This is a genomic window from Kitasatospora sp. NPDC048298 (assembly GCF_043201465.1).
GTDB lineage: Bacteria > Actinomycetota > Actinomycetes > Streptomycetales > Streptomycetaceae > Kitasatospora.
This window is the reverse complement of record NZ_JBICYZ010000016.1, coordinates 18,894-44,919: the sequence shown is the minus strand read 5'-3', so window position 1 is coordinate 44,919 and position 26,026 is coordinate 18,894. Positions and strand designations below refer to the sequence as shown.

Below are 26,026 nucleotides of genomic sequence, written 5' to 3'. Positions count from 1 at the left end.
ATAGGCGAGGCGCGCATTGCGGTGGATCCGACGGCACGGCGGAATGATGCGGCGCTGCCGCGCGATCAGCGAGTCGCTCGACCTCCCCGACCCGTTCGACGCCGCCGAGCTCGTCGCCCGCCTCGCCCGCGACCGCGGCCGCCCGATCGACCTGATCGCCGTCCCCGCGAAGCCCGGTGCGCCCTGCGGACTGCTGGTGACGACCGGTCAGGCCGACTACATCGTGTACGCCGAGGACACCAGCGAGGTGCACCGCCAGCACATCCTGGTGCACGAGTACGCCCACCTGCTGCTGGGCCACGCCGACAGCCCCTCGCCCGACCCCGGGCTCACCCGCGGCCTGCTGCCGCACCTCTCCCCGACGATGATCGGGAAGGTCCTGGGGCGCACCGTCTACCTCGAACCCCAGGAGCAGGAGGCGGAGTTGCTCGCCTCGCTGATCCTCAAACGGGCCCTGCTGCCCGGCGGCCGCCCGTCCGGCGCCCAGTCCCGCGACGCCGAGTGGGCGCACCGGCTCTTCCCCCTGCTGGGCTCCCGCCGCCCGCCGGGCCCGCATGACTGACCCCGTCCTCGCCTGCGCCGCGGTCCTGCTGCTCGGCCTGAGCACGTACCGCTTCTTCGCGCGCGGGCGCCGCGGCCGCACGCCGGCCCTGCGCCACACCTGCTGCTTCGCCTGGTGCTTCGGCGCCTTCCTGGAGCTGATGGCTGGTCAGACCAGGGCGGACATCGACCACGGAACCGGCCTGGCGGGCCTGTCCGGCATGTTCACCGACCACCTCAAGATGGGCTCCGCCGGGTTCCTCGCGCTGGCGGCCGTCTCACTGCGCCGTCCCGCGGCCGACGCCCGGGCGCTTCGCCTGCGCCAGGCCGGCACCGCCCTCGCGGTCCTCTCGGCGACCGTCCTGTTCCTGCTCGCCGGGATCCGCGAGGACGGCGGCCAGATGGTGGCCACCGGCGCGTTCGGCCCGGTGGCGCTGGCCGGCTACGACCTGGTCATCACCGGCTACGTGACCTGCTGCCTCGTCACCCTGGCGCGCCAGACGCTGCACTGGACCCGCCAGGCCGACACCACGGCCCTGCGCACGGCCCTCGGCCTGATCACCCTCACCGCCGCCATCGGCCTGCTCTGGGCCGCGTGGGGGTTCGACGACGTCCTCGGCGCCCTGCGCTCGGGCCGCCAGCTGACCACCGAGGACCCGGTCTCGCTGGTGCTCGGGCGGCTGTGCGCGGTCCTGCTGCTGGCCGGTGCCACCACCCTGCTGTGGGCGCGCGCCGGCCGTGCCGCCCGGCGCTGGCGGGCCGCGTACCGCAGCTACCGGTCGCTCGGGCCGCTGTGGCGGGCGCTGCACGCGGCCTTCCCGCAGATCGCCCTCAGCTCCGGCCGGATGCCGCCGGCCGACGCCGAACTCGCGCTCTACCGCCGGGTCATCGAGATCCGGGACGGGCTGCTGATCCTGCGCCGCTACCGCACGGCGGAGGCGCCGGCGGGGGCGGGCGGCGCGCCCCGCGGCACCGATGCCGCGGCGCGGGCCGAGGCCACCAGGATCGCGGACGCGCTGCTCCGCGCCCGGGTGCGGGATCCCGACGACGGCGCTCCCGGCACCGTCCCGCCGGCGGCCGAGCCCCACCTTCCGCACATCGGCGGCATGGAGGCGGAGACCCGCTGGCTCGGCCAGATCGCCCAGGCCCTGCGGACCCTGCCGCCCCGGGCCGCAGGGCCCCGCTGAACCCTGCGCGGCGCCCGAACACCCCTGATGACCAGCATGGTTACCGTTCGTTACCGCTACCCAGCCCCAAAAGCGGACTCTCCAACTCCCCCTGTTGCTGTGAGTTGCACCACAGAAGGTCAGGGGGTTTATCCGGTTTTACCTGAACTGGCCCCCTTCTGACGACACCTCGACAGGTACACGAATCTTCATGGCTTTCTCATGGACCTTTGACAGTCGTTTAAGCGTCCATGAAGATCCGCTCAAACTTCGCCCACATACCGGAAGTCGGAGCTTACGCACAGTGAGAACAGCAGCAAGACGGTCGGGCAGCCTGCTCGCCGCGGCACTCGCCGCGGTCGCGCTGGCCGCGACCGCGGTGGTACCGGCCGCCGCCGCAATCGGCGGAACACCACCGCCCGGCCTGGCGGATCCTCAGGACACCGCCGAGACCCTGGCGGTCCAGGAGGCCACCCGCACCGGCAAGCCGGTCGAGGTGCTCGCCAAGCGCGGCGAGTCCAGCGACACCGTCGCCCAGCCCGACGGCAAGCTGAAGACCACCACCTACGTCCAGCCCAAGCGGGTGCGCAAGAACGGCACCTGGGTCGACCTCGACCCGACGCTGCAGGCACTGCCCGACGGCGCCGTCGCCCCCAAGGGCTCCACCGCCGACCTGCGGTTCTCCGGCGGCGGCAGCGAGCCGCTGGTCCGGATGGCGCGGGCCGGCAAGGAGCTGAAGCTCAGCTGGCCGAAGCCGCTGCCCAAGCCGACGGTCAACGGCGCGACCGCCGAGTACACCTCGATCCTGCCGGACGTCGACCTGCGGCTGACCGCCACCAAGACCGGGTTCACCCAGGTCATCGTGGTGCGCACGCCCGAGGCCGCGAAGAACCCCGAGCTGGACCAGCTCCGACTCGGCCTGCACGGCGACGGCCTGACCGTCAGCCAGGAGGCCGACGGCACCCTCAAGGCGAAGGACCCGTCCGGCGGCGGCACCGTCTTCGAGGCGCCCGTCCCGGTGATGTGGGACTCCACCAAGCCCGCCGCGGCGAGCACCCCCTCCGCCCCGGCCCCCGCGGCCGCCGCCCCGAAGGCGCTCAAGGCCGCCCCGCAGCAGGCGCCGCGGGCCGAGGCCCCGGCCGCCGCCGCTCCCGCCCCGGCCCAGGCTGCTCCCGCCGCCGGTCAGCCCGATCCCGCCGCGTACGGCGAGGGCGACCTGCCCGGCGAGGGCGCCAAGATGACCCGCCTCAAGGTCGACCTGCCCAAGGACGGCCTGGTGCTGTCCCCCGACCAGGCCATGCTGGACGCCCCGGACACGGTCTACCCGGTGATGATCGACCCGGCGTGGAACACCCCGCACGCCGGCGACTGGGCGGGCGTCTCGCGCACCTACCCGAACCAGGCGTACTGGCACTTCACGTACAACAGCAACTACGTCCACGACTGGGGCGTCGGCTACTGCGGCGACACCTCGCGGTGCGCGCCGACCGACGTGAAGCGGGCGTTCTTCCAGATATCCAACCCGTTCGCCGGCAAGCAGATCCTCGCCGCCACCTTCGGCACCTACGAGAGCTGGTCGTACTCCTGCGACGCCCGGCCCGTCGAGCTGTGGAACACCGGCTACATCTCCCCCGGCCTGAACTGGAACAGCCAGAACGCCTCCGGGTTCTGGAGCCGCTACCTGCAGACCATCAACACCGCCAAGGGCTGGAGCGGCAGCTGCCCCGGCGGCTGGCTGGAGTACGGCGCGGACGGCGCGGTGCGCAACCTCGTCCAGGACGCCGCCAACTGGGGCTGGCCGACCATCACGTTCGGCCTGAAGGCCCAGAACGAGGGCGACACCCTCGCCTGGAAGCGCTTCACCGACGACGCCTACCTGTCGGTGTACTACAACCTGCGGCCCAACCAGATCCCGATGTCCGACATGACGATGTCGCCGGGCTCGGTCTGCCAGTACCCGGGCATCAGGATCAACAAGATGCCGCAGGTCACCACTCGCGCCTCCGACCCGGACGGCGAGGCGATCGGCGTGCAGTTCGCGGTCGGCTGGGACGACGGCACCGGCCTGCGCCGCCGCTGGTGGTCCACCGGCTCGGAGGACGCCGCACCGGGTGGGGACACCTTCAAGGCCTCCGGCTCGATCTTCTCCTGGCCGCTGCCGACCAGCCTGCCGCAGAACCTCCAGCTCGACTGGGAGGCCCGCGCCTGGGACGGCGCGCAGTGGGGCCCGTGGTCCTCCGACGGTGACCCGACCGGCTGCTACTTCATCGTCGACACCTCCGCGCCGGACGGCCCGGCGATCACCTCGGACGCCTACCCGGGCTCCAAGGACGCCTCCGCGCCGCTCCCGTGGACCGACGGCGTCGGCAAGAACGGCTACTTCACCCTGAAGTCCGCCGCCACCGACGTGGTCAAGTACCAGTGGGGCCTGGACACCTCGCCGTCCGCGGCGAACGAGGTCGCCACCAGCGGCGGCGCCGGACAGACCGTGCGCGTCCAGCCGCAGACCGCCGGCGTGCACTTCCTCTCCGCGCGCGCCGTCGACGGATCGGGCAACGCCTCGCAGCCCGAGACCTACTACTTCAACGTGCTCGCCGGACAGACCCAGCGCACCGGTTGGTCGATGGACGACGCGAGCGGCACCTCCGTCACCGGCACCGGCGGCAGCGTCGAGGCCACCCTCGGCTCCGGCGCCACCCCGGGCGCGCCCGGCCACCTCGGCGAGGCCCTCGCCGTGGACGGCACCGCCAACGGCTATGCCGAGACCCAGGGCACGGTGCTGGACACCACCCGCGGCTTCGCCGTCTCCGCCTGGGTCAACCTCACCGGCGACACCACCCGCAACCGGGTCGCGGTCAGTGAGAACGGCAACTGGGCCGCCCGCTTCGCCCTCGGCCTGATGAACGGCAAGTGGGCGATGTGGACCTCCACCCAGGACACCAACGCCACCTACACCCTGGAGACGGCGAGCTCGGACGCCCCCGTGGTGCTCGGCCAGTGGACCCACCTGGTCGGCGTCTACGACCCGGTGGCCAAGACCAGCACCCTGTACGTCAACGGCGTGCCCGGCACCCCGGTGGCCGTCACCGCCACCTGGGACGCGCGCGGCCCGCTGGAGTTCGGCCGCTCCAAGTGGCACGGCAACTGGACCGACCCGTGGAAGGGCTCGGTCGACGAGGTCCGGCTCTGGGACCGCTCCCTCGGCAAGACCGAGGCCGCCGACGTGGCCGCCGACAAGCAGCTCGCCGCCGGCCTGCCCGCCAGGTCGGTCTGGCACCTGGACGGCGCCTCCGCCAAGCCGGTCGGCACCGCCGAGACCGACAACCTGACCGCCTACAACGGCGTCGCCCTCGGCCGGCCCGGCATCGCCGACAAGGCGATCCACCTGGACGGCGTGGACGACTACCTGCGCGGCACCCGCCCGCAGGTCGACGGCAGCCGGGACTTCTCGGTCTCCGCCTGGGTGAAGCTGCCCGCGCCCACTCCCGGCGACACCACCGCGAAGATCGCCGTCACCCAGATCGGCCAGCACAACAGCGAGTTCTCGCTGTACTACTCCGCCTACTGGAAGCGCTGGATCTTCGGCCGCTACAAGGAGGACACCTCCGCCGACACCCTGGTGCGCACCTGGCAGCCCGACTGCACCCCGGGCACCCAGATCAACGGCGCGCCGTGCTTCGCCGGCACCACCGGCGAGTGGACCCACCTGCTGGGCGTCTCCGACACCGCCGCGAAGAAGCTGCGCTTCTACATCAACGGCTTCCTCGTCGGCGAGTCGGACTACACCCAGAACACGCCGTGGGCCAACCCCGGCCCGCTGCAGCTCGGTGCCGTCAACCGCGAGGGCGTCAACGGCGAGTTCTTCGGCGGCGACATCGACGACGTGCGGGTCTACGACCGGGTCGTCACCAGCCCCGAGGCCGGCGCCATGGTGCAGCAGCGCCCGCAGCTGGCCGGCCGCTGGAAGCTCTCCTCGGCCACCGGCACCCCGGCCGTCACCCCCGACGAGGGCCCGGCCAAGGCCGGCGCCCAGCTCGGCGGCGGCGCCTCCATCAAGGCCGACGGCGGCGTGCTGCCCGCCCCCGGCACCCTGCAGCTGGACGGCACCACCGGCTACGCGGCCACCGGCTCCGTCCCGCTGCACACCGGCCAGAGCTTCACCCTGGCCGGCTGGGCGAACACCGCCGGTGTCCCGGCCCGGGACATGACGGTGCTCTCCGTGGCCGGCGCCAACAACAGCGCGGTCACCCTGCGCTGGCACACCCTGGGCAAGGACGCCAACGGCCAGCCGACCGGCCAGTGGCAGGCCGAGGTGCGCGACTCCGACGCCACCGGCGCCGTCCGCACCCTCACCGCCCACACCCCGGCCACCTCCGTCCTGGAGAACTGGACCCACCTGGCGGTCAGCTACGACGCCTTCGCGGACCGGCTGGTCCTGTACGTCAACGGCCAGATCGAGAACCAGGGCTGCCCGGACGGTTCGTCCGGCTGCACCCCGCACATCTCCTGGACCGGCGCCCCGCAGCCCTACGAGGCGGGCGGCGGCGTGCAGTTCGGCCGCAACAAGGCGGCCGGCGCGTGGGGTGAGTACTTCTCCGGTGAGCTGGACGACGTCTGGCTGTACCAGGGCGTGCTGAGCCCCGCGCAGATCACCAAGCTCGCCGACTACAACGTCGAGCTCGGTACCTCCACCGGGGTCTGATCCCCCCTCTACCTGCGGGCCGGGCGGCTTCCTGCCGCCCGGCCCGTGGTCCGTCACACCCGTTTCACCTCAAGGAGTTGTTTCCCCATGAGCAGGAAGAGGTCGGTGCCCCGGCCGACCCGCTCCAGAGTGTCCGCGGTCATCGCGGGCACACTGGTCGGGTCGCTGCTGCCGGCACTGCCACTGGCCGCCGTCGCGGCGGCCGCGGAACCGTACACCAAGCCCTCGGCGGTCTCCCCGGAGAAGCCGGTCAAGGGCTCGGAGGCGAAGACCAAGGGCCGCAGGGCCGACACCACCGTCAGCAGGACCGACGGCAAGCACGGCTCCCTGCCCGCCGCGGGCAGCGCCACCGTCGACGTCCCCGGCGAGAAGGGAAAGGCGGTCAAGGCCGGCAAGCTGCCGGTCGCCGTCTCCTCCGCCGGCGCGGCGGGCAAGGCGAAGGTCGAGCTGCTCGGCCAGGACGCCGCCACCAAGGCCGGCATCAACGGCGTGCTGCTGACCGTCACGGGCGCCGACGAGAACAGCGGCCTGGCCGTCGACTACTCGTCCTTCGCCCAGGCGGCGGGCTCCGGCTTCGGCTCCCGGCTGAAGCTGGTCCGCCTGCCCGAGTGCGCGCTGACCACCCCCGACCTGCCCGAGTGCCGGGTGCAGACCCCGCTGCCGGGCGGCAACGACGTGGCGAAACAGACCGTCGCCGCCGACGCGCTGACCACGGCCCCGACCGGGTCGATGCGGCTCGCGTCCGCGCCGGGCGCGATGGTCGTGGCGGCCACGGCCGGAACGGCCGGGCCCAGCGGGGACTACAAGGCGACGCCGCTGTCCCCGGCATCCTCGTGGTCGACGTCCCTGAACAACGGGTCGTTCAACTGGTCGTACGACATGCCGCTGACGGCCATGCCCGGCGGGCTGACCCCGAAGATCGGCCTGTCCTACAACTCCGGTGCGATCGACGGCCGGACGGCCAACAGCAACAACCAGGCCTCCTGGGCGGGCGACGGCTTCGAGCTCTCCCCCGGCTTCGTGGAGCGCAGCTACAAGGCGTGCGCCGACGACGGTGCGCCCAAGACCGGCTCCGCGAGCCCCGGCGACCTCTGCTGGGGGACCGACAACGCCACGATCAGCTTCGCCGGCCACTCCGGTGAGCTGATCCCCGTCGCCGCCGACGAGTGGCGGATCAAGGGCGACGACAACACCAAGGTCACCCGCCTGCGCGACACCGGCCGCGGCAACGGCGACAACGACGGCGAGTACTTCCGCGCCGTCACCGCCGACGGTTCGAGCTACTACTTCGGCTACAACCGCCTGCCGAACTGGTCGGCCGGCAAGCCCGAGACCAAGTCGGTCTACACGGTGCCGGTGTACGGCAACAACGCGGGCGAGCCCTGCAACGGCGCCGACTTCGCGTCCTCCTGGTGCCAGCAGGGCTGGCGGTGGAACCTGGACCTGGTGGTCGACGCCCACGGCAACGACATCACCTACTGGTACACCCCCGAGACCAACAACTACGGCCGCAACCTCAAGGCCACCGACCGCACCCCGTACGTCCGGGGCGGCCGCCTGGAGCACATCGAGTACGGCCAGCAGCAGGGCGACCTCTACTCGGCCACCGTCAAGCCGATGGGCCGGGTCGAGTTCGGCACCGCCGAACGCTGCCTGGAGACCAACGCCGCGCTCTGCGACCCGGCGAAGATCGACACCAACCGGCAGTACTGGTACGACACCCCGTGGGACCAGAACTGCAAGGACGGCACCGACTGCACCGGCCAGTCCTCGCCGACCTACTTCACCCGGACCCGCCTGACCTCCGTCACCGCCAAGACGCTCCAGGCGGACGGGAGCTACGCCGCGGTCGACACGTGGACCCTGAACCACAAGTGGGGCACCGCCGACTTCGACTACCAGCTGCTGCTGGACTCCATCCAGCACACCGGTTCCTCGGCCACCCCGGCGATCGCCCTGCCCAAGACCGGCTTCGCGTACAAGCAGCTCGCCAACCGGCTCGACAAGGTCGGTGACGGCCGCATGCCGTTCATCAAGCAACGGCTCGGCACCGTCACCGACGAGCAGGGCGGCCAGATCGACGTCAACTACTCGGCCCCGGCCTGCGACTGGAACGCCCTGCCCACCCCGCAGAGCAACACCACCCGCTGCTTCCCGCAGATGTACCAGCCGTCCAACGAGACCCCGGTCACCACCGAGTGGTTCAACAAGTACGTCGTCAACACGGTCATCGCCACCGACCGCACCGGCGGCGCACCGGACATGGTCACCCGCTACACCTACCTCGGCGACGCCGCCTGGCACTTCGACGACGAGGACGGCCTGACCCCGGCCAAGCTCAAGACCTGGTCCCAGTGGCGCGGCTACGCCCACGCCCGGGTGGAGACCGGTGGCGTCACCGGCACGACCACCCAGGCCGACCACTACTACCTGCGCGGCATGGACCAGGACCGCAACAGTCCTACCGACAAGAACAGCAAGCGCAGCGTCACCGTCGACGACGGCCAGGGCACCGTCCTGACCGACGACCAGGCCTGGGCCGGCTTCGAGTACCGCACCGAGCAGTACGACAAGCCCGGCGGCGTGGTCCTCTCCAAGTCCGTCAGCGCCCCCTGGAAGAAGGAGACCGCCAAGCGCTCCAACGACTGGGGCACCACCACCGCCAACCTCACCGGCACCCAGGCGAGCCGGACCTTCACCTCGCTCGACAAGGGCGCGGGCGCCTCCTGGCGCGAGACCCGCACCTCGACCTCCTTCGACGGCTACGGCCGTGCGACGCAGACCGAGGACCTGGGCGACGTCGCGGTCGGCACCGATGACACCTGCACCCGCACCACCTACGCCGACAACACCGCCGCCTGGATCCTGACCGGCACCGTCCAGGTCGAGACGGTCGCCGGCAACTGCTCGGCGGCCGTGAACCGCGACACCCAGGCGGACGGCACCTCCGCCGTCCTGTCGGACGTCCGCACCCGCTACGACGGCCAGGCCTACGGCGCCGCCCCCGTCAAGGGCGACCCGACCACCGTGCACGTCCTGAAGTCCCGCTCCGGCAACCAGGCCACCTACCTGGACGGAACGACCCACTACGACGCCTACGGCCGTGCCGACAGCACCACCAAGCTGGCGTCCACCACGGTGTTCGACACCACGGGCACCACGGCACCCGTGACCACCGCCAGCCCGCTGGCGCAGACCACCACCACCGGCTACACCCCGGCGAACGGCCGGCCGGCCAAGGTCACCACGACCGGACCGCCGGTGGTCGCGGGCAACCCCGCCACCGCCATGGTCACCGTCACCGACCTCGACCTGCTACGCGGCCAGACCGTCGACACCGTCGACGCCAACAACCGCCGCACCGACAGCCTGTACGACGCGCTCGGCCGCACCCTCAAGATCTGGCTGCCGAACCGCTCCAAGGCGACCGGCCAGACCCCGAACCACGAGTTCGGCTACGTCGACAACGACGGCCAGATCCGTGCCGTCTCCACCAAGGCGCTCCTGGCCGACGGCTCCCAGGCCACCGCGTACACCCTGTACGACGGCTTCGGCCGGGTCCGGCAGAGCCAGGCCCCGGGGGACAACGGCGGCCGGGTCCTGACCGACGCCTTCTACGACGAGCAAGGCCGGTCCGCGCTCGCCTACTCCCCCTACTACGCCACCGGCGCACCCGGCACCACGCTGTTCAAGATCGAGGACGCCACCGGCGTCGAGACCCAGACCGCCAACACCTTCGACGGCCTCGGCCGCGTCGTCACGTCCACCACCCTGGCCGGCAACGGCGTCGGCACGCCGCTCTCCACCACGCTCACCGAGTACGGTGGCGACCGGATCACCGTCACCCCGCCCACCGGCGGCACCCCGGCGACGACCATCACCGACGCCCGCGGCCGGACCACGGAGATCCGCCAGTACCGCGGGGGCTCCCCCACCGGTGACTACGACCGGATCACCTACGCCCACGACGCCGCCGGACACACCACTCAGCTGACCGACCAGTCCGGGACGCAGTGGAGCTGGACGTACGACCAGCAGGGCCACCAGGTCAAGACGGTCGACCCGGACTCCGGCACGTCCGTCAAGACCTACGACGACCGCGGCCGGCTGGCCACCAGCCGGGACGGCAACAACCAGACCCTGGCGTACGTCTACGACAACCTCGACCGGCAGACCGAGCTGCACTCCGGGTCCGTCTCGGGCCCGCTGCTCACCTCGCAGGTCTGGGACCCGGCCGGCAACAAGGGCCTGATCTCCTCGGCGACGCGGTACTCCACCGTCGGCGGCGCCACCTACCCGTACACGACCACGTGGTCGCTGTACGACGCACTGGGCCGTGCCAGCCGAACCACGCTCAGTGTCCCCTCCGTCCCCGGTCAGGAGGCGCTCGCCGGGAACTACATCAGCGGCACCATCTACCGGCTCGACGGCAAGCCGCAGAGCACCAGTTACCCGGCGGCCGGCAACCTCGCCGCCGAGTCGGTGGCCTACGGCTACGACGCCCTCACCCGGATGACGACGGCCCAGGGTCTGAGCAGCTACCTCGCGAACCAGACCTACAGCCTGACCAGCAAGCCGCTGCAGAGCACGCTGTCCGACGGGACGGCGAACAAGCAGCTCTACGTCACCAACGCGTACGAGTGGGGCACCCAGCGCCTCGCCTCCAGCCGCACCGACCAGTACGGCCAGGCGAGCCCGCTGCGCGCGGCCGCCTACACCTACGACCAGGTCGGCAACGTCACGTCGATCACCGACACCTCGCGCTCCGGCACCGACCGGCAGTGCTTCCAGTACGACTACCTGGCCCGGCTCACCGAGGCGTTCACGCCGAGCGGCACCGGCTGCCCGGCCAAGCCCGACGCCAAGGCGCTCGGCGGCCCGGCGCCGTACTGGACCAGCTGGCAGTTCAACCCCGACAGCACCCGGGACACCCAGACCCGGCACGACATCACCGGAGACCCCGCCAAGGACGTCACCACCAAGTACAACTACCCCGGCCCGACGGCCACCCAGCCGCACACGCTGAAAAGCACCAGCGGCACCGGCGTCCTCGCCGAGACCGCCGGCTACGACCCCGCGGGCAACACCATCGCCCGCCACCGGGACCTCGCCGCCGGGGCCACCAGCGACCAGGCGCTGACCTGGGACGCCGAGGGCAAGCTCGGCAAGGTCGTCGACACCGTCAAGAACGGGCCCGCCACCAGCACCAGGACGACGGAGTACCTCTACGACCCCAGCGGCAGCCGGCTGACCTCGCACGTCCTGGACAGCGCCAACCCGAGCGCCGAGAGCTGGACACTCTTCCTCGGCGCCACCGAGCTGAAGCTGACCAAGGGCGCCGCCAAGCCCGCCGCCACGCGCTACTACTCGCTGGGCTCGGCGGTCGGCGTCCGCACGGACGACAACAAGGTCTCCTTCCAGGTCACCGACCACCACGGCACGTCCGAGCTCAACGTCGACGCCTCCACCGGCACGGCGGCACAACGGCGGACGACCCCGTACGGCGAGCAGCGCGGCACAGCCCCCACCGCGTGGGCGGGCAGCCGGGGCTTCCTCGGCGGTGTCGAGGAACCGACCGGCGTGGTCCACCTCGGCGCGCGCGACTACGACGCGTCCCTGGGCCGCTTCCTCAGCATCGACCCGGAGTTCAACCCGACCAGCCCCAAGGAGCTGAACGGGTACGCCTACTCGGGCGGCAACCCGATCAGCACCAGCGACCCCGACGGCCGCAAGATGTGCGCCGACGACTGCTCCAGCAACGACATGGCGTTGCACGGCTGGGTCGGCATGAACGGCACCTTCCACGAGCCGACCCGCGGCCCCCAGTGCGTCACCAACTGCGACACGGACACCGGCGATGACGGTGGCGGTGGCGGTGGCGGTGGCGGCGGTGGCGGCGGTGGCGGCGGCACCGGCAAGGGCGGTGGCGGCGGCGGGTCGACCCCCAGCAAGACGACGGCCGGCACCCCCGAGAACCGCAAGCTGTGGTACGAGGCCCGGGTGGCCTGGCTGATGCAGAAGGACAACCCGATCATCGGCGAGTACCTGAACAAGATCCGGGAGATCAACAAGAAGTACTGCCGCCCCTCCGCCAAGGACGGCTGCCAGTTCGCCAACATGGCCCAGGACATCCTCGACAAGAACATGGTCGAGGACGCCGCCGGCCTGATCGACGAGAGCGCCACCCCGTTCGACCCGCTGACCTTCAAGCGCCTGGCCAAGGGCAAGATCTCCCAGGGCGGGTTCAGCGTCGGCGAGTACCGGATCGCGTTCGACCTGGCCCAGGGAGGCCACAAGGTGGTGGCGATCCCGGAGTCAGGGGACAAGACGTCGGACGCCTACGTGGACGGCGTGCCGTCGGAGTTCAAGGCGGCCACCAGCAAGCGGGACGACGTCGTCCAGAGCTCGCTGAGAGCCGTGACCAAGGAGAAGGGGGCCGTCCGGGCCTACGTGACCCTCGCGGACGGCTACGACGCCAAGACGGCCATGGCCAGCCTCAACTCCTTCATGCGCAACAGCACGCCCTACTTCCAGGAGTACCAGATCTGGGCCCGCGGGGACCTGCGGGGCGGCTGGGTGATCTCCGGTAAGGTCGGCAGCGAACCCAAGTGCAACGGCGGGGGGTGCTGACCGTGTCGGTCAACGCGGGATTCGTCGTCCGACGTCCCGGCGGACCTCCCGTCACCGCGGAGGAGATCGCCTCGGCGCTCGGCCTCCAGGACGGCCCGGCGGCGAAGTCCTGGCACCGGACGACGGGCCCGGAGGGCTCGCTGTTCAGCCTCTGGCTGACCACCGACCCCGGTGACGTGTCCGGCCCGGCCGTGGGAGCCGTCCGCGACGACTGGTACGTGGAGCACCCCTACGACTGCCGGCTGAACATCAGCGTCGAGCAGTTGGCGGGCGACGACATGGTCCCCGCGCTCCGCTCCTGCGGCCGCTGGGCGACCGCCCGGCTGCACGCCGCACTAGAGGGCCTGGAGACCGCCTTCTACGTCGACATCGACGGCAACTACAGCTACCGGGTGGACCTCCCGGGGCTGCCGGAGGCCGTGGTCGACCTGCGGCTGGGGAGCGGGGCTCCGCCCGCGGAGCCCGGCTTCTCCCTGGTCGAGGCGGCCAACCGCGCCGCCTCGGGCACCGGACTCGTCTTCAGCGAGGACGAGCCCGGCCGGCACCTCGTGCCGGCCGGGGAGACGGGCGACTCGGTGACCTACACCGTGTCCTACCGGGCGGAGGATCTCCCCTTCGCCGCCGGGGCGCGCTCCGCCGCCGCCCCGGTCGACGCCCGGCAGTTGGGCGAGTTCACCGAGCGCCTGCTCACCGAACTCGCCCGGCACACCGCTGGCGCCGACCTGGCCTGCTGGGTGAACGGCCGGCTCTACCGCTACGAGGTGGAGCTGACCCCGCCGCTCGACTGACCGGCTGCGCACTGAGGGGCCCCGACCGCTGCCCGCGGTCGGGGCCCTGCGCATATTCGCCGCCGGCCCGCGTTCGTCGCCGGCCCGACCACGACGGCCGGCCGTCCCACCCGAGGGGTCTCCCCGGAGGGCTACTCCTCGGGCGCGAAGGAAGGCGGCGCCGAGAAACTGTCGGGCGCCATGTCGTCAGTGTTCCCCGCAGGCCAGCGCGCCGTCGGCTTCACCGTCACCTGGACCGAATCCATCCGGATGTCGGTCGACCAGTAACCTCGTGACTCGACGGGCGGGTCGGTACTCCGTACCCGACCCGCCCGTCGTGCTCCAAGGCAGAGAAAGGCAAGTCCGTGCTCCTCCCCGCACGATCCAGGTTCACGGCGCTCTCGGTAGTCGCAGCGCTCGCCCTCCTGACGTCGTCCTGCGTCGACAACCGGAACGCCCCCGCACCTCCCGTCGCCCAGGTCACGGCAGCGGACCTCGAAGGGACCTGGACGGGCTGGGGCGGCAGCAGCGTCACACTCGGTCCGGTCGGGGCGGCGCGGGCCGCACGGCTCGACGGCCAGGAGTTCCGGTTCGACGACAACTGGCGGATGACCGGCTCGGGAAGCTGGGAACTCTACGAACCCGGGCGCTACAAGGGTGGAAACACCGTGGGCCGCGGCTTCGTCGTCCACCTCGCCGTCACCTCCGAACCCGGCCAGGCCACAGCGGACGGGGCCACGCCGACCGAACCCGCCGCACCGGCGTCCACCGGCGTCGACGAGCGGGAAGCAGCCCGCCGGACCGCGCCCGCGCCGGCCCTGGGCACCTGGGACATGGGAGTCACCCGGGACCGCGAAGGCCGGACCATCCTGTACTTCCTCACGTCCGACCCCGACAACCGGGACACCTACTCCCTGTCGAGGAAGTAGCCGCCGAACCTCTGAGCCACACGCCCCACTTGTCGGGCAGGGCCCCGACCGCTGCCTGCGGTCGGGGCCCTGCGCCTATTCATCGCCGGCCCGGCCCGTCTTCCGTGCCGAGCCACACCCGTTGCCCGGTCACTGAGACCGTGAGTACGCCAACCTGGCGCAGGACCTCATGAACCGGAACTACGTCGAGGAAATCGCCGACCGGATCGACGAGTCCGAAACCCCCTTCGACGAGAACCGGTTCAAGACGCTGACCAAGGTGGGGAGCGCCCTCACCACCTGGTCGCTCAGCAACAGCGAGTACGCGATAGCCTTCCAACTGGCCCAGGTCGGCTCCCACGTCAAGGCGACACTGGACGACGGCGGAAAGTCCGGAAAGGGCTTCGACGCCTGGGTCGACGGGGTGCCGTCCGAGTTCAAGGAGACCAAGCCCGGACCGAACGCCGTCCACGACAACATGAGGAAGTCCAACGGGAAGGGTGCGGTGCGTACCTACATCCGCATGCCGGACGACTACTCCGCCAAGACGGCCATGGCGAGCCTGGACGACTACCTGCGCACGCGGAGTTCGGACTTCCAGGAGTACCACATCTGGGCGGCCGGAGACCCGACCGGCTGGAGCATCAGCGGCACGATCGGCGGCGGCTACAAGTGCAAGGGCCACGGGTGTTGAGACCATGTCGACCGATGCCGCCATCCTGGTGAGACGACCGTCCGGTCCCGCCCTCACCGCCCGGGAGATCTCTGACGTCCTCACGCTGACCACCGATCCGCTCACGGATCCGTGGCACCACGTCGTGGGCGCGGACGGCTCGAAGTTCCGGCTCCGGCTGAGCAGCGCGCCCGGCGACCTCTCCGGGCCGGCCGTCGAGTCGTCCGGTGCCGGGGAGCGGGACTACGACTGCTTCGTCCACGTGTCCATCTACTGGACGACCGAGGACACCGACGACAGCATCGGTTCCCTGCGGGCGTTCTGCCGGTCCCTCGTCGCCGAGCTGCACGCCGTGTGGCCGGAGGCGGAGTCGGTGTTCGAGGTCGATGACGCCTACAGCTACCGGGTCCTCCCGGAGCCGTCCGAGGGCGTGGTCGACCTGCGGCTGGGGAGCGGGGCTCCGCCCACGGAGCCCGGCTTCTCCCTGGTCGAGGCGGCCAACCGCGCCGCCTCGGGCACCGGGCTGGTCTTCACCGAGGACGAGCCCGGCCGGCACATCGTCCCGTCGGACGGCGCGGGCGACTCGGTGACCTACACCGTGTCCCACCGGGCGGAGGAACTCCCCTTCGCCGCCGGGGCGCGCTCCGCCGCCGCCCCGGCCGACGCCCGGCAGTTGGGCGAGTTCACCGAGCGCCTGCTCGCCGAACTCGCCCGGCACACCGACGGTGCCGACCTGGCCTGTTGGGTGAACGGCCGGCTCTACCGCTACGAGGTGGAGCTGACGCCGCCGCTCGACTGACCGGATGCGCACTGAGGGGCCCCGACCGCTGCCCGCGGTCGGGGCCCTGCGCGTATTCGCCACCGGCCCGCGTTCGTCGCCGGCCCGACCACGACGGCCGGCCGTCCGGTCAGATCGGCAGGTTCCAGCCCGACCCGTCCTCGCTGCCGAGCCACACCCGTTGCCCGGTCACCGAGACCGTGAGGCCGAACCCCTCCTGGTGCGGCTCGCCGGCCCGCTGCCACGCCTCGACGGCACTCTCCACCTGGTCCCAGAGCCGCAACGGGCCGCGCTGCACCACGGTCCACCCGCCGTCCGGGTGGGGCGCGGTCCGGGCCTGCGACCCGGTCGCCACGTCCCAGAGGATCTGGTGCCCACCGGCGCCCATCCGTTCGGCCGAGGGCGCCGCGAGCTGGGCGACCCAACTGCCGGTCCAGGTGCCGATGACCTCCGGGTCGATCCGGGACGGGCGTTCATCCCCCGGGAGCAGGGAGATGCTCTGGCGCGGTGGCCGGTCGTGCGGGCGAGCGATCATGAAACTGGTGTAGCCGGGCATGAACACCCCTCTTCCCTCGCCAGGAGCCGTCACGACCAGGCGCACCAGTCCGAACCCGAACCCCCATCCGGACAGGGTCGCCAGGATGACGCCGCCGGGCTTCACCTGGTGCAGCCAGCAGGGCGGCAGGTAGCGGACCGCGCAGGTGGCGATGAGCCGGTCGTACTCGCCGCCGTCCGGGTCGCCGAGCAGCCCGTCACCGATGACCAGCCGGGGCGCGAACCCGGCCGACCCGATCGCGGCGGCGGCAGCGGCGCCGACCACCGGGTCGTACTCGACGCTGGTCAGGTTCGCGTCCCCGAGGCGGTGCGCGCCCAGGGCCGTCGAGTAGCCGGTGCCCGTGCCGACCTCCAGCACCCGGTGACCGGCCTCGACACCGAGCTGCTGCCACATGCGCAGCACCAGCGAGGGCAGGGTGGAGGACGACGACGGGGTTCCGGTCGCGCTGCCCCCGGTCACGTCCTCGGGGCGGGTGCGCCCGTCGAGCTGGGTGATCAGCGTCTCGTCCGAGTAGACCTGCTCCAGCCATCCGGGATCGGCCCGCCGCACGGGACGGTAAGCGGTCGGGCCGCTGCCCGGGACCGGCACGAAGAACGAGCCGACGAACAACTCCCGGGGCACCGCCAGCGCGGCAGCCCGCCACGCCGGGTCGTCCACCGCGTCCTCCGCGGTGAACCCGTCCACCAGGGCGGCACGGAGCCGAGCCGATGCACTCATGGGCCGGTTCCTTCCTCAAGTCGGTCGGCGATGGCCCGGCGATCGCCGAGGTGGTGTCGCAACCCTGCCAGGCCCATTGCCCGTTGGGGTTGCATTCCAGGAAGTACCAGTCGCCGGCGGCGGTCACCGCGAAGTCGAACGCACCGTAGACCAACCGGAACTCGGCGAGGTAGGCGGCCACCGAGCGGGCGACGGAGCCCGGCACCTCGATCGGCCTGCACGTCATCAGGTCCTGGCGTTCACGCCAGTCGAGATCGGGGCTGGTGATCCGAACACCGAACAGCTGGTCCCCCACCGCGGTCACCCGCACATCGAACGACTTGGGCACAGTTCCTTGGAACATGTGCGGGCAGACGGACACCGCTTCGGTGATCTCGGCCGGGTCGACCTCCCGCACCCACACCGTCCGCGCGGTCCCGTCGGGCGCGCGGTACCGACTGTCCCACAGCGGCTTGTAGATGGACCCGTGGGGCCGGCCTGCGCAGAACCGGCGCGCTTCGTCGGGATCAGTGGTGATGACCGTGTCCGGCACCTGGAACCCGCTCCGGCCGGCCACCGTAAGCTGTGCGGGCTTGTACTCCGCATTCCGGATGCGCCACGGGTGATTGACGTAGTAGGCGTCCGGAAGCGACGCAAGGATGCCACCGGCACCCCAGAACGCCTGCGTTCCGGCGAACTTGGCAGCGTGTTCGGTCAGCCCCGGCGGTGCCTCGTAGGGCGAGGGGCGGCGGACCCAGACCGAGCGCACCCGGGTGAGGTCGAGCTCCCGACTCGGTGTGCGCAGGGTACCCCGTTGGTCGCCCTTGCCGTAGCGGGCGGTCAACGAGGCACTCCCGAGCAGATCGGCACCGGGATCCACCCGGACGACCGGAACGCGGCGCTCGGACAAGATGCGGAGCACCAAGTCGGCCGTCACGTCGTGCGTATTGGTCAGGACCAGGACGGCCCGGTGTCGATCCAGCGCCATCTCAGCGAGTGCCCTGGTCCTGGTCGTTCGAGGACATGCTGTCCATGTCGGTCGGCGTGTTCTGTCCGCCGCTCTGTCCGTCACCGCCGCCCGTGTTCGTAGGCGCGCTGGTCTCCGTGCTGGTGCCGTGTGCCCCCATCTCGACCTTGCGGCCCTGGTCGTCCACGAAGACGGCCATCTGCGTTTCGGGGTCAATCACGGCCGAGACGGCGGGGATCGGGGTCGTGTCCGGGTACGGCCTCATCCGGGTCGTGCCCCACGGTGCGGTTGCCATAGGTTGCGCCTCCTCGTTCACGGTGCCGACAACACCATGGACGGTAGAGAGCCACGGCACCCGGCCTCAACGAACTTGCGAGTAGTTGCGCCGATTCACCCGAGAGAGTCAATCGCAGCCCCGATCACGGCACGGGCCGCGGCGCCGAAGACAGCCACATCGGACAGCTGGGCGAACGCCCTACTGTAGTCGGCGAGTTCGCGGGGCTGCCTGACGTTGATCTCGGCCGTCAGGGTCTCCACCACGATGTGTCGGTCGTCGAACATGTAGAACGCTTCCAACGGCCAGACCGAGCGGCGGGCGGTGAACGGGATGATCCCGAGCGAGACCGAGGCGAGTGGCATCACAGTGAGCAGGTGCCTGAGCTGCCCACGCATCACGTCGGGATCACCGATGCGGTACCGCAGCACGGCCTCCTCCATAAGCACCACGAACCGGTGACCGCCCTCGTACAGGAAACGGCTACGGGCCACCCGCGCGGCGACGGCCTCCGCCACATCGTCAGGGGTTCCCTGGAACTGTGTGATGGCGCGCATCAGGGCCGTGGCATACGCCGGTGTCTGGAAGAAGCCGGGAACGACGTTGGACACGTACACCCGGCACAGACGGGTCCGCTCGTTCAGTCCGTAGACGTTCTCCTGGACCTTTCGCATGCCGTCGCGTTGGAGCCTCCGCCATTCCGAATACATCGACTCCACGACGCGCACGGTGGCGACGAGGTCCTGCACCTGGTCATCGGAACCGCAGACGGCACACCAGGCCCGGATGTCCGCTTCGGAAGGGGTCGTCTTCGCGGAGAGGATCCGCGACGTCTTCGCCGGATGCCACCCGCACCGGGCCGACAGCTCTCGCCCGTTGAGGCCGGCATCCAGCATGAGTTCGCGCAGACGCGCGGCGACCACCTGCCGGACGGCTTGGGCGCTGGACGATGGCGAGGAGGGCATGAATTGTCGGTCCGGTCGGTGATCGCGGAGGTCAGAGGGTGTAGACCGCGTGGTCGATGCCGCGCTCCCACACCGCTTCGAAGGCCGAGACGCAGAGCTTCACCACCGCCGGGTCCTCGGACAGCTCGTACCTGGGGTCCGCCCATTCGCCCACGCCGGTGAAGTGGTTGAACTCGACCAGCCGACCGTCGAAGACCCAGAAGTCGTTGCCCGGCAAGGCGATGTCCGACGCCTCACGGCGTGGAAGCCAGCGGACCTGTTCGCCTGCCTCGATGTTCACGACGGTCCCGGCGTGCTCGAAGCGGATGTAGTCGGTCACCGGCTCCGAGACGATCCGGGCCCTGCGCATGACCACGCCCCGGCTGACGGCATCTCGGACGAGTGGAACCCACCCGGCCCAACCATCGGACTCGGGGTCGAGATCGGGGTGGATTCCAGTCCGCCTGAACGTCGCGAAATCCGCCGATTCGTCGCCAACGCCGTACCAGTCCCGCATCTCCAGGTGCACGGCTGAGTGCCGCGCGGACTTGAGCAGGTCAGAGAAGTCCGGAACGTTCTGCGTCATCGAGCGCCTTCCTCATCATGGCCGCCATGCGGAGCGGGACACGAACCACGGCCTCGCTCTCGGGGATGCCGATCGCGTGACCGGGAACCCACTCGGTCGTGCTGATGGCGGCCAGCAGTTCCTCGCCGGGCTTCCAGCCCTGGAGCACCAGCTCCCGCTTCTCCTCGTCCACCCAGACCGTCGGCGAGCCGTTCCCCTGGGTCTCGGGGTCCATCCCATGGAACCGTAGCGCCATCGTGCCCTCCCGTGCCAAGTCGGCTGTGCATCCTTGCGTTACCGCTCCACGGAGGTGACCAAACGTCCAGCAGTCAAGACGTGTAAGGGCGTCCGCCAGTAGGTGCCGCAGGTGCTGGCAGCAGGGCAGGCACGGTTCACCCGATCATGGAGTTCTCTGTGCTTCATGATCACCGGAGGACCCGTGCCTGCCGTCCCATCATGCATTCTTGACCCGATCCGCGACCAGTTCCTCGCGCCCCTGCCGGCGCGCGAGGAACGGCACCCGCTGGGCTGCCACAACCCGAGGATCAGCGACGCCGTCGTCTTCGACCGGCTGGTACAGGTCCTGGTCTTCGGTTGCGGGTACGAACGCGCCGCCGACCAACACTGCTCGGCCACCACCTTGCGCCGACGCCGCGACGAGTGGATCGACGCCGGCGTGATGGACAGGCTGCGGCTACTCGCACTCGCCGCCCATGACCGCATGATCGGCCTCGAACTCGACCGCCTGAGCGCCGATGGCTGCATCACCAAGGCGCCCTCCGATGGTGAATGCGCTGGCAGAAGCCCTCGATCGATCGTGGCGGCGATCTGCGCCTGTCGGGCTGCTGCCCGGGACTTGCACGAAGAAGGAGCCGACGAACAACTCCCGGGGCACCGCCAGCGCGGCAGCCCGCCACGCCGGGTCGTCCACCGCGTCCTCCCCGGTGAACCCGTCCACCAGGTCGGCACGAAGCCGAGCCGATGCACTCATGGGCCGACCCCCTCCTCAAGTCGGTCGGCGACGGCCCGGCGATCGCCGAGGTGGTGTCGCAACCCTGCCAGGCCCATTGCCCGTTGGGGTTGCATTCCAGGAAGTACCAGTCGCCGGCGGCGGTCACCGGGAAGTCGAACGCACCGTAGACCAGCCGGAACTCGGCTGGTGCTGTGACCGGGAAGGTTCACCGTGATCGGAAGGCGGTTCGTGGGTCGAGCGCACGCGAAACGGCTGGTATTACTGGGGTATGCAGGAAGAGACCGCACGCTCCGCGATCGACACGTTCATCTCCGCGTTCAACGCCTCGGACGACAGCTATGTGACTGCCCTGCTCTCCCAGGCCCTGACCTCAGACGTGGTCTTCTGGGGGCCGTTGGGTCGCACCGAAGGAATCGGGGCGGTCGAGCGGTTCGTGCTGGACATCCGACGCCACCCGGCCGGGACCGGCACGATGGTGCGCTGCTCAGCGGTGGACATGCCTGACGAATGGGCCCGGTACCAGTGGGTCTTCACCACGCCTGATGGAGGCCCCCGCCTGGCGGGAACGGATGTCGTCCATCTGCGACGGAGCCTCATCGACCAGATCATCGTCTTCGCGGGGGAGATCGAGCCGGTCGCCTCCTGAGTCACCGAGTCGGTGCTGCCCCGGCGCACGGTCTGTTGCAGCTTCTGCCCTTCCTGGCCGGTCAGCCTGCGCACACGGACGGACAGGCTCATCCACCGCGCCTCCAGCCGTCACGACCACCAACCTGGTGAACCTTCCCGGTCAGAGCACCAGCGGGCGTCAGTTCCCGATCGGGAACTCGCCTGCCTGGATCGCGGCGATGAAGGAGTCCCAGGAGGTGGTCGGGAAGACGAGCGCCGGGCCGTGGGGGTCCTTGGAGTCACGCACGGGGACGCGGCCGGGGAATCCGGGGGCCACCTCGATGCAGTCGCCGCCGTTGCCGCCGCTGTGGCTGCTCTTGCGCCAGGCGGTCGCATTGAGCTCGATCCTCGTCATCCATGAACCCCTTCAGCGCATCGGCGATCAGCGCAAGCGAGTCGGCGACTGGCAGTGCTGCCCCGTGGGCCAGATCATAGCTGCGGCGATGCGCCGCCACGATCGCCGGATCATCACTGGCATGCCCGCGATCCAGACTCTCGGAGTACACGCAGTTCCGACCATCAGGCATCTCCAGCATCACCATGGACTTGTCGATGATGGCCTGTCGGGAGCCGAATGGCGCGACCTGGATGATCACGTTCGGGAGTTCCGCAATAGTCAGCAGGTGTTCCATCTGGCGTCGCATGACACCGGGACCGCCGAAGACGGTTCGAATGGCGCTCTCGTCCAGAATCACCAGCAGCAGCGGGCCCTCCGGATCGAGGAAGCGCATCTGCCGTGCCAGTCGAGCCGCCGTTCGCTCCTCAATCACTTCTGGCTTTCCGGCCGCATCGCTGATGCCGAAGACGGCCTCCGCGTACTCCCGGCACTGCAGCAGTCCGTGGATGACGGCCAGTTGGAAGATCCGTGCGGCTACCGCCTCGGCTTCCATGTCGACATGGGTCTGGAACCAGTTCGGGTGTTCAACCTCGGCATTCCAGTCGACCCGATCCCAGAGCCGCTTCAGCGACCCACCCGTGTCGAGCAGCACGTCGGCCCGCTCGACCATCTCCGGCGGCATGCGCCTCTGGCCGGACTCATACCTTGTGATGTTCGGTCGAGTGCAGTGCAGGAGCCTCGCCAGCTGCTCCTGCGTGTAGCCGGCCAACTCCCGGTAGAACCGCAGCTCTTCACCGAAGATCCGTGCCGAACTGGCCGTCACTTCGCTCTTCAGCCGCCGGTGTGCCATGCCCGACCCCTTACGTACCGCATGTGTCTGGTACCTGATTTCGGCCATCACCGTACCTCTGCACCCCGGACACTTGAGACCGGAACGCAGTCATCTGCCTGCACAGCGTGATTGCGCGCTCCTGTCGCACGCCCCCCTCCGCCCCCTTGAGGTGCTCCCCCATGCTCAAAACCCACCAGCCCCGCGCGTTCGTCGCCCGCCTCGACTCGCGGACCGAATCCACGCCCCTGGCCCGGTACATGCTCCGGGCCTACCTCTCCGGGCTCCCCTCGGGCGAACGCTACGGCGACACGGCCGAGTTGATCCTCGGAGAGCTGTTCGCCAACGCCGTCCAGCACTCCGACGCGCCCGACGACCGGCACATCGAGATCCGCTTCACCCTCATCGACTCCCGCCTGCGGATCGAAGTCCACGACGCCGACACCACCCACCCCGCCCTCCACGTACCGTCCTTGGACGACGAGCACGGACGCGGGCTCTTCCTCGTCAACAAGCTCGCCGAACGCTGGGGCAGCGCCTCCCACCCGGGCGGCATCGGCAAGTTCGTCTGGGCCCACATCGCCCCCGTCCCGACCCCCGCCCTCGTCACCGTCTGAAAGCCCGAAGCCCCATGAACCTCTCAACCCTCGCCCGCCACACCCTCTCCCGCGGCGCCACCCCCGCCGCCACCTACGCCCTCCTCACCCGCCTCGGCCACCAACCCCTCCCCGTCGCCCGCGCCGTCTGCCTCGCCCTCGACATCCCCCACGCCGAAACCACCCGCCGCCTCGCCGACTGCCACGACGCCCTCCTCGCCGACCCCCGCCCCAACTCCGAGAACGACACCGGCGAACTCCTCGAAGCCCTCGGCGTCTTCGACATCCCCAAGCCCCTCACCCCCACCGAACTCACCGTCGTCGACCTCTTCCTGATCGCGATCGACGCCATCGGCGGCATCCGCCCCGGCCACCAGCACGGCCTCCAACGCTGGTTCACCACCGGCAACCTCACCGCCGCCTACCTCTCCCTCACCGCCACCCACCCCCTCCCCCGCACCGGCGACCCCACCACCTACTGGACCACCCTCACCACCGCCGGCGAACTCCTCACCACCACCCCCAACCCCGACCCCCGCCTCAAATACGCCCTCACCCACTGCCGCACCCAAGCCACCAAGCGGCGGTCACCCCAGGCAGGATGACCACGGCGGCACACGCCGCCACGGCATCAGGGAGACCCGCATGGCCAAGCACTACCCGTACCGCATCGTCACCCGGCGCAGCGACCTGACGCTGATCTGGCGCCCCGCAGAGGACGATGCCCCCGACGAGTTCGTCGTCGACGAACTCGGCGCCCTCCTCACCTTCCCCGAACTCGGAGCGCTGCAGGAATGCTGCGACCGCAACGGCTGGGAGCTCGTCCCGGAGGGCGAGGGCACGCTCGATCTGGCCGTCGTGCGGCGGTGGGTCGAGCACCCCGGCCTCCTCGACCCGGTCGCGACGGTCGAGTTGCTGGACGCGTGGAACTTCTTCGAGGACCTCTCCCACACCCTGAAGGCCGGCCCGCCCCTTCCCTTTCAGGGGCCGGTCCACGACAACGCCTACGAGAAGCTCTTCGGCGGTGAACCCCTCGACCCGGCCTCCGGCGAGGAAGCCTGGACGGGCGAGGAGACCTCGGCCGTGCGCGAACTCCTCCGCGCGGGACTGGACCTCTGGGAACAGGCCGTGCACGGCTCTGCTACCGGCTGATCGGCCGCTACGGCCAGATGACGACGCCGTCCCGCACGACCAGTGGCATCAGCCGGTGTTCTTCGTAGAACCGGGTGTATCCCAGGAGGATGCTGCCGTTCGGTTTCCGCTGCGCGTGGTCGGCCTTGGCCGCGAGCCAGCAGAGCAGTTCACCGGTGAGGTCGAACTGGTCGGGGTGGATCTCCTGCCGGCTGGTCAGCCCCCACCCGCCGCCCCAGGTGCGCTCCCGGCGGAGGAGGATCGAGAAGAGCGCGCCATCGATCTTCCGGGGCTCGCCGTGACCGCCCAGGAGGGGCTGCGGACGGTCCTCGATGACGAGTTCGCCGTCGTCGTCGATGTACCCGAGCGGGAACTTGGGCACGATGCGGAGGACCTCCGGCTTGGGGCCCAGCCCGAGGTGCCATCGGAGCTCGGCGAGTTCCTCCTCGGACAACTCGTCGCGCAGGTCCAGTGTGAGCATGAGTTCGAAGATGTCGGCCATGGCGGCACAAGCTAGCGCCCACCACCGACAGCGTCACCGGCCCGCCCTGATCAGGTCGAGGACCTCGGCGGTGGGGCGGACGTCGGCGAAGGAGCGGTAGAGGGTGCGCAGGGCGGCGTTGTGGACCTCGTCGCTGCCGGCGGCCGTGCCGTCGGCCACCACGACCACCCGCAGGCCCAGGGTGGAGGCGTCGCGCGCCGTCCCGGCCACGCACACGTCGGTCACGACGCCGCAGACCAGCGCGGTGTCGACGCCGCGCTCGGCCAGCCGGTCGGGCAGCGGGCAGAAGCCGGGGAAGAAGGCGCTGGGCACCGCCTTCTCTACGAGGAGGTCGCGGTCTTCGTCCACGGTGAGCTGCGGCCACAAGCGTCCGGCGAGCGGTCCGCTGCCGCCGGAGGTCCGGTACAGCTCCGCGACCCGGGGGCCGTAGAACTCCTCACGGGTCGCCGTCGGCCCACCGGGGCCCGGCAGCACCCAGGCCACGAGGCCGCCGGCTTCCCGCAGGGCGCACGCCAGGTGCTGGATCCGCGGGATCACGCCGCGCGCGTACGGCCCGTCGAAGAACGGCACCATGTCGACCACCACCAGGGCGGTGCGCACCGGGTCGAGTCTGGTGTACGCGTGGCGGCGGCCGCGGCGCTCCTCCTGGCGGGCGTACTCGCGGTGCGGGATCGACCAGGCGTGCAACAGGGCGGGGGCGTCGGCCGGTGGCGAGGCGTTCACGCGCGCCCCGAGAGGGGAACTGCTGAGGAACGCATGGCACCTCCGTGGCCGACTCACGGTGCGCGTCGGCGAGTTGCCGAACCGTTCCCACATTGGCCCAAGG

22 protein-coding genes and 2 pseudogenes are annotated in these 26,026 nt (G+C 70.7%); 13 read left to right on the top strand and 11 right to left on the bottom strand.

Annotation, left to right across the window (positions count from 1 at the left end; genetic code table 11):
- The first annotated feature begins 46 nt into the window (after positions 1 to 46).
- The 8 genes from ACGF0D_RS15450 to ACGF0D_RS15415 all read left to right on the top strand — a co-directional run bounded on the left by ACGF0D_RS15450 (position 47) and on the right by ACGF0D_RS15415 (position 16,185).
- Complete coding sequence (locus ACGF0D_RS15450; protein ID WP_392870474.1) at positions 47 to 562, top strand: ParH-like protein; 516 nt, start codon at positions 47 to 49, stop codon at positions 560 to 562.
- Positions 555 to 1,727, top strand: a complete 1,173-nt coding sequence (locus ACGF0D_RS15445; protein ID WP_392916305.1) for an MAB_1171c family putative transporter — start codon at positions 555 to 557, stop codon at positions 1,725 to 1,727. Before ACGF0D_RS15450 ends, ACGF0D_RS15445 begins: the two co-directional genes overlap by 8 nt.
- 283 nt (positions 1,728 to 2,010) lie before the next feature.
- The gene (locus tag ACGF0D_RS15440; protein WP_392916303.1) at positions 2,011 to 6,408 is read left to right on the top strand and encodes a LamG-like jellyroll fold domain-containing protein; all 4,398 of its coding nucleotides are present in this window, start codon (positions 2,011 to 2,013) and stop codon (positions 6,406 to 6,408) included.
- A gap of 87 nt (positions 6,409 to 6,495) precedes the next feature.
- Positions 6,496 to 13,038: an RHS repeat domain-containing protein gene (locus tag ACGF0D_RS15435; RefSeq protein WP_392916300.1), complete on the top strand. Its 6,543-nt coding sequence runs from the start codon at positions 6,496 to 6,498 to the stop codon at positions 13,036 to 13,038.
- 2 nt (positions 13,039 to 13,040) lie between these two features.
- Positions 13,041 to 13,826 carry a hypothetical protein gene (locus ACGF0D_RS15430; RefSeq protein ID WP_392916297.1) on the top strand — a complete coding sequence of 262 codons (786 nt, stop codon included), beginning with the start codon at positions 13,041 to 13,043 and terminating at the stop codon, positions 13,824 to 13,826.
- Positions 13,827 to 14,170: 344 nt separating this feature from the next.
- Positions 14,171 to 14,734 carry a hypothetical protein gene (locus tag ACGF0D_RS15425; RefSeq protein ID WP_392916295.1) on the top strand — a complete coding sequence of 188 codons (564 nt, stop codon included), beginning with the start codon at positions 14,171 to 14,173 and terminating at the stop codon, positions 14,732 to 14,734.
- A gap of 169 nt (positions 14,735 to 14,903) precedes the next feature.
- On the top strand, positions 14,904 to 15,407 hold the full coding sequence (locus ACGF0D_RS15420; RefSeq protein WP_392916292.1) for a hypothetical protein: 504 nt from the start codon (positions 14,904 to 14,906) through the stop codon (positions 15,405 to 15,407).
- A 4-nt stretch (positions 15,408 to 15,411) separates the two neighbouring features.
- The gene (locus ACGF0D_RS15415) at positions 15,412 to 16,185 is read left to right on the top strand and encodes a hypothetical protein (protein WP_392916289.1); all 774 of its coding nucleotides are present in this window, start codon (positions 15,412 to 15,414) and stop codon (positions 16,183 to 16,185) included.
- Positions 16,186 to 16,294: 109 nt separating this feature from the next.
- Here the strand turns inward: ACGF0D_RS15415 and tgmC are convergent, their stop codons facing one another.
- From tgmC to ACGF0D_RS15385, 6 genes and pseudogenes are all read right to left on the bottom strand, one after another.
- Positions 16,295 to 17,437 (bottom strand): ATP-grasp peptide maturase system methyltransferase, encoded by a 1,143-nt coding sequence (tgmC, locus tag ACGF0D_RS15410; RefSeq protein ID WP_392916287.1) that lies wholly within the window; start codon positions 17,435 to 17,437, stop codon positions 16,295 to 16,297.
- Between the two features lie 97 nt (positions 17,438 to 17,534).
- A pseudogene (gene tgmB / locus ACGF0D_RS15405) lies at positions 17,535 to 18,404 on the bottom strand (ATP-grasp ribosomal peptide maturase); the annotation flags it as partial.
- A 1-nt stretch (position 18,405) separates the two neighbouring features.
- Entirely contained in the window at positions 18,406 to 18,678 is a 273-nt protein-coding gene (gene tgmA, locus ACGF0D_RS15400) for a putative ATP-grasp-modified RiPP (protein WP_392870453.1), read from the bottom strand.
- 95 nt (positions 18,679 to 18,773) lie between these two features.
- Positions 18,774 to 19,622, bottom strand: a complete 849-nt coding sequence (locus tag ACGF0D_RS15395) for a helix-turn-helix domain-containing protein (RefSeq protein ID WP_392870450.1) — start codon at positions 19,620 to 19,622, stop codon at positions 18,774 to 18,776.
- Positions 19,623 to 19,653: 31 nt separating this feature from the next.
- Positions 19,654 to 20,187 (bottom strand): DUF6879 family protein, encoded by a 534-nt coding sequence (locus ACGF0D_RS15390; RefSeq protein ID WP_392870447.1) that lies wholly within the window; start codon positions 20,185 to 20,187, stop codon positions 19,654 to 19,656.
- Complete coding sequence (locus ACGF0D_RS15385; RefSeq protein ID WP_392916284.1) at positions 20,159 to 20,422, bottom strand: hypothetical protein; 264 nt, start codon at positions 20,420 to 20,422, stop codon at positions 20,159 to 20,161. The genes ACGF0D_RS15390 and ACGF0D_RS15385 overlap by 29 nt, the downstream gene beginning before the upstream one ends.
- A 183-nt stretch (positions 20,423 to 20,605) precedes the next feature.
- Between ACGF0D_RS15385 and ACGF0D_RS15380 the strand changes: the two are divergent.
- Positions 20,606 to 20,974 (top strand): annotated as a pseudogene (locus ACGF0D_RS15380) (IS5/IS1182 family transposase); the annotation flags it as partial.
- On the opposite strand, the gene ACGF0D_RS15375 reads toward ACGF0D_RS15380, so the two are convergent.
- The gene (locus ACGF0D_RS15375; protein ID WP_392916435.1) at positions 20,861 to 21,157 is read right to left on the bottom strand and encodes a hypothetical protein; all 297 of its coding nucleotides are present in this window, start codon (positions 21,155 to 21,157) and stop codon (positions 20,861 to 20,863) included. The pseudogene ACGF0D_RS15380 and the gene ACGF0D_RS15375 sit on opposite strands and share 114 nt — an antisense overlap.
- Positions 21,158 to 21,407: 250 nt before the next feature.
- Between ACGF0D_RS15375 and ACGF0D_RS15370 the strand changes: the two genes are divergently transcribed.
- A complete protein-coding gene (locus tag ACGF0D_RS15370) occupies positions 21,408 to 21,785 on the top strand; it encodes a nuclear transport factor 2 family protein (protein ID WP_392870441.1) in 378 nt (125 codons plus the stop codon).
- 159 nt (positions 21,786 to 21,944) lie between these two features.
- Here ACGF0D_RS15370 and ACGF0D_RS15365 read toward each other — a convergent pair whose 3' ends face one another.
- Both ACGF0D_RS15365 and ACGF0D_RS15360 read right to left on the bottom strand, forming a co-directional pair.
- Positions 21,945 to 22,082, bottom strand: coding sequence for a DUF397 domain-containing protein (locus ACGF0D_RS15365; protein ID WP_392916281.1), 138 nt, complete (start codon positions 22,080 to 22,082; stop codon positions 21,945 to 21,947).
- Positions 22,045 to 23,040 carry a helix-turn-helix domain-containing protein gene (locus ACGF0D_RS15360; protein WP_392916279.1) on the bottom strand — a complete coding sequence of 332 codons (996 nt, stop codon included), beginning with the start codon at positions 23,038 to 23,040 and terminating at the stop codon, positions 22,045 to 22,047. Before ACGF0D_RS15360 ends, ACGF0D_RS15365 begins: the two co-directional genes overlap by 38 nt.
- A 113-nt stretch (positions 23,041 to 23,153) precedes the next feature.
- Here ACGF0D_RS15360 and ACGF0D_RS15355 point away from each other — a divergent pair, with 113 nt between their 5' ends.
- Genes ACGF0D_RS15355 through ACGF0D_RS15345 form a run of 3 tightly spaced genes read left to right on the top strand, consistent with a single transcriptional unit; the run spans position 23,154 to position 24,719 of the window.
- On the top strand, positions 23,154 to 23,588 hold the full coding sequence (locus ACGF0D_RS15355; protein WP_392916276.1) for an ATP-binding protein: 435 nt from the start codon (positions 23,154 to 23,156) through the stop codon (positions 23,586 to 23,588).
- A gap of 14 nt (positions 23,589 to 23,602) precedes the next feature.
- The gene (locus tag ACGF0D_RS15350; RefSeq protein ID WP_392916273.1) at positions 23,603 to 24,172 is read left to right on the top strand and encodes a hypothetical protein; all 570 of its coding nucleotides are present in this window, start codon (positions 23,603 to 23,605) and stop codon (positions 24,170 to 24,172) included.
- A 40-nt stretch (positions 24,173 to 24,212) separates the two neighbouring features.
- Positions 24,213 to 24,719, top strand: a complete 507-nt coding sequence (locus ACGF0D_RS15345; protein WP_392916270.1) for a hypothetical protein — start codon at positions 24,213 to 24,215, stop codon at positions 24,717 to 24,719.
- Between the two features lie 7 nt (positions 24,720 to 24,726).
- On the opposite strand, the gene ACGF0D_RS15340 is transcribed toward ACGF0D_RS15345, so the two are convergent.
- Both ACGF0D_RS15340 and ACGF0D_RS15335 read right to left on the bottom strand, forming a co-directional pair.
- A complete protein-coding gene (locus ACGF0D_RS15340) occupies positions 24,727 to 25,200 on the bottom strand; it encodes a hypothetical protein (RefSeq protein ID WP_392916267.1) in 474 nt (157 codons plus the stop codon).
- A gap of 33 nt (positions 25,201 to 25,233) precedes the next feature.
- Entirely contained in the window at positions 25,234 to 25,923 is a 690-nt protein-coding gene (locus tag ACGF0D_RS15335) for an isochorismatase family protein (RefSeq protein WP_392916264.1), read from the bottom strand.
- Positions 25,924 to 26,026 lie beyond the last annotated feature (103 nt).

Excerpts from the sequence above, each read along its gene's own strand:
- ACGF0D_RS15450 (WP_392870474.1), top strand. The coding sequence starts at position 47 with ATGCGGCGCTGCCGCGCGATCAGCGAGTCGCTCGACCTCCCCGACCCG.
- ACGF0D_RS15445 (WP_392916305.1), top strand. The coding sequence starts at position 555 with ATGACTGACCCCGTCCTCGCCTGCGCCGCGGTCCTGCTGCTCGGCCTG.
- ACGF0D_RS15435 (WP_392916300.1), top strand. The coding sequence starts at position 6,496 with ATGAGCAGGAAGAGGTCGGTGCCCCGGCCGACCCGCTCCAGAGTGTCC.
- ACGF0D_RS15420 (WP_392916292.1), top strand. The coding sequence starts at position 14,904 with ATGAACCGGAACTACGTCGAGGAAATCGCCGACCGGATCGACGAGTCC.
- ACGF0D_RS15415 (WP_392916289.1), top strand. The coding sequence starts at position 15,412 with ATGTCGACCGATGCCGCCATCCTGGTGAGACGACCGTCCGGTCCCGCC.
- tgmC (WP_392916287.1), bottom strand. The coding sequence starts at position 17,437 with ATGAGTGCATCGGCTCGGCTCCGTGCCGCCCTGGTGGACGGGTTCACC.
- tgmA (WP_392870453.1), bottom strand. The coding sequence starts at position 18,678 with ATGGCAACCGCACCGTGGGGCACGACCCGGATGAGGCCGTACCCGGAC.
- ACGF0D_RS15395 (WP_392870450.1), bottom strand. The coding sequence starts at position 19,622 with ATGCCCTCCTCGCCATCGTCCAGCGCCCAAGCCGTCCGGCAGGTGGTC.
- ACGF0D_RS15390 (WP_392870447.1), bottom strand. The coding sequence starts at position 20,187 with ATGACGCAGAACGTTCCGGACTTCTCTGACCTGCTCAAGTCCGCGCGG.
- ACGF0D_RS15385 (WP_392916284.1), bottom strand. The coding sequence starts at position 20,422 with ATGGCGCTACGGTTCCATGGGATGGACCCCGAGACCCAGGGGAACGGC.
- ACGF0D_RS15375 (WP_392916435.1), bottom strand. The coding sequence starts at position 21,157 with ATGAGTGCATCGGCTCGGCTTCGTGCCGACCTGGTGGACGGGTTCACC.
- ACGF0D_RS15370 (WP_392870441.1), top strand. The coding sequence starts at position 21,408 with ATGCAGGAAGAGACCGCACGCTCCGCGATCGACACGTTCATCTCCGCG.
- ACGF0D_RS15360 (WP_392916279.1), bottom strand. The coding sequence starts at position 23,040 with ATGGCCGAAATCAGGTACCAGACACATGCGGTACGTAAGGGGTCGGGC.
- ACGF0D_RS15355 (WP_392916276.1), top strand. The coding sequence starts at position 23,154 with ATGCTCAAAACCCACCAGCCCCGCGCGTTCGTCGCCCGCCTCGACTCG.
- ACGF0D_RS15350 (WP_392916273.1), top strand. The coding sequence starts at position 23,603 with ATGAACCTCTCAACCCTCGCCCGCCACACCCTCTCCCGCGGCGCCACC.
- ACGF0D_RS15345 (WP_392916270.1), top strand. The coding sequence starts at position 24,213 with ATGGCCAAGCACTACCCGTACCGCATCGTCACCCGGCGCAGCGACCTG.
- ACGF0D_RS15340 (WP_392916267.1), bottom strand. The coding sequence starts at position 25,200 with ATGGCCGACATCTTCGAACTCATGCTCACACTGGACCTGCGCGACGAG.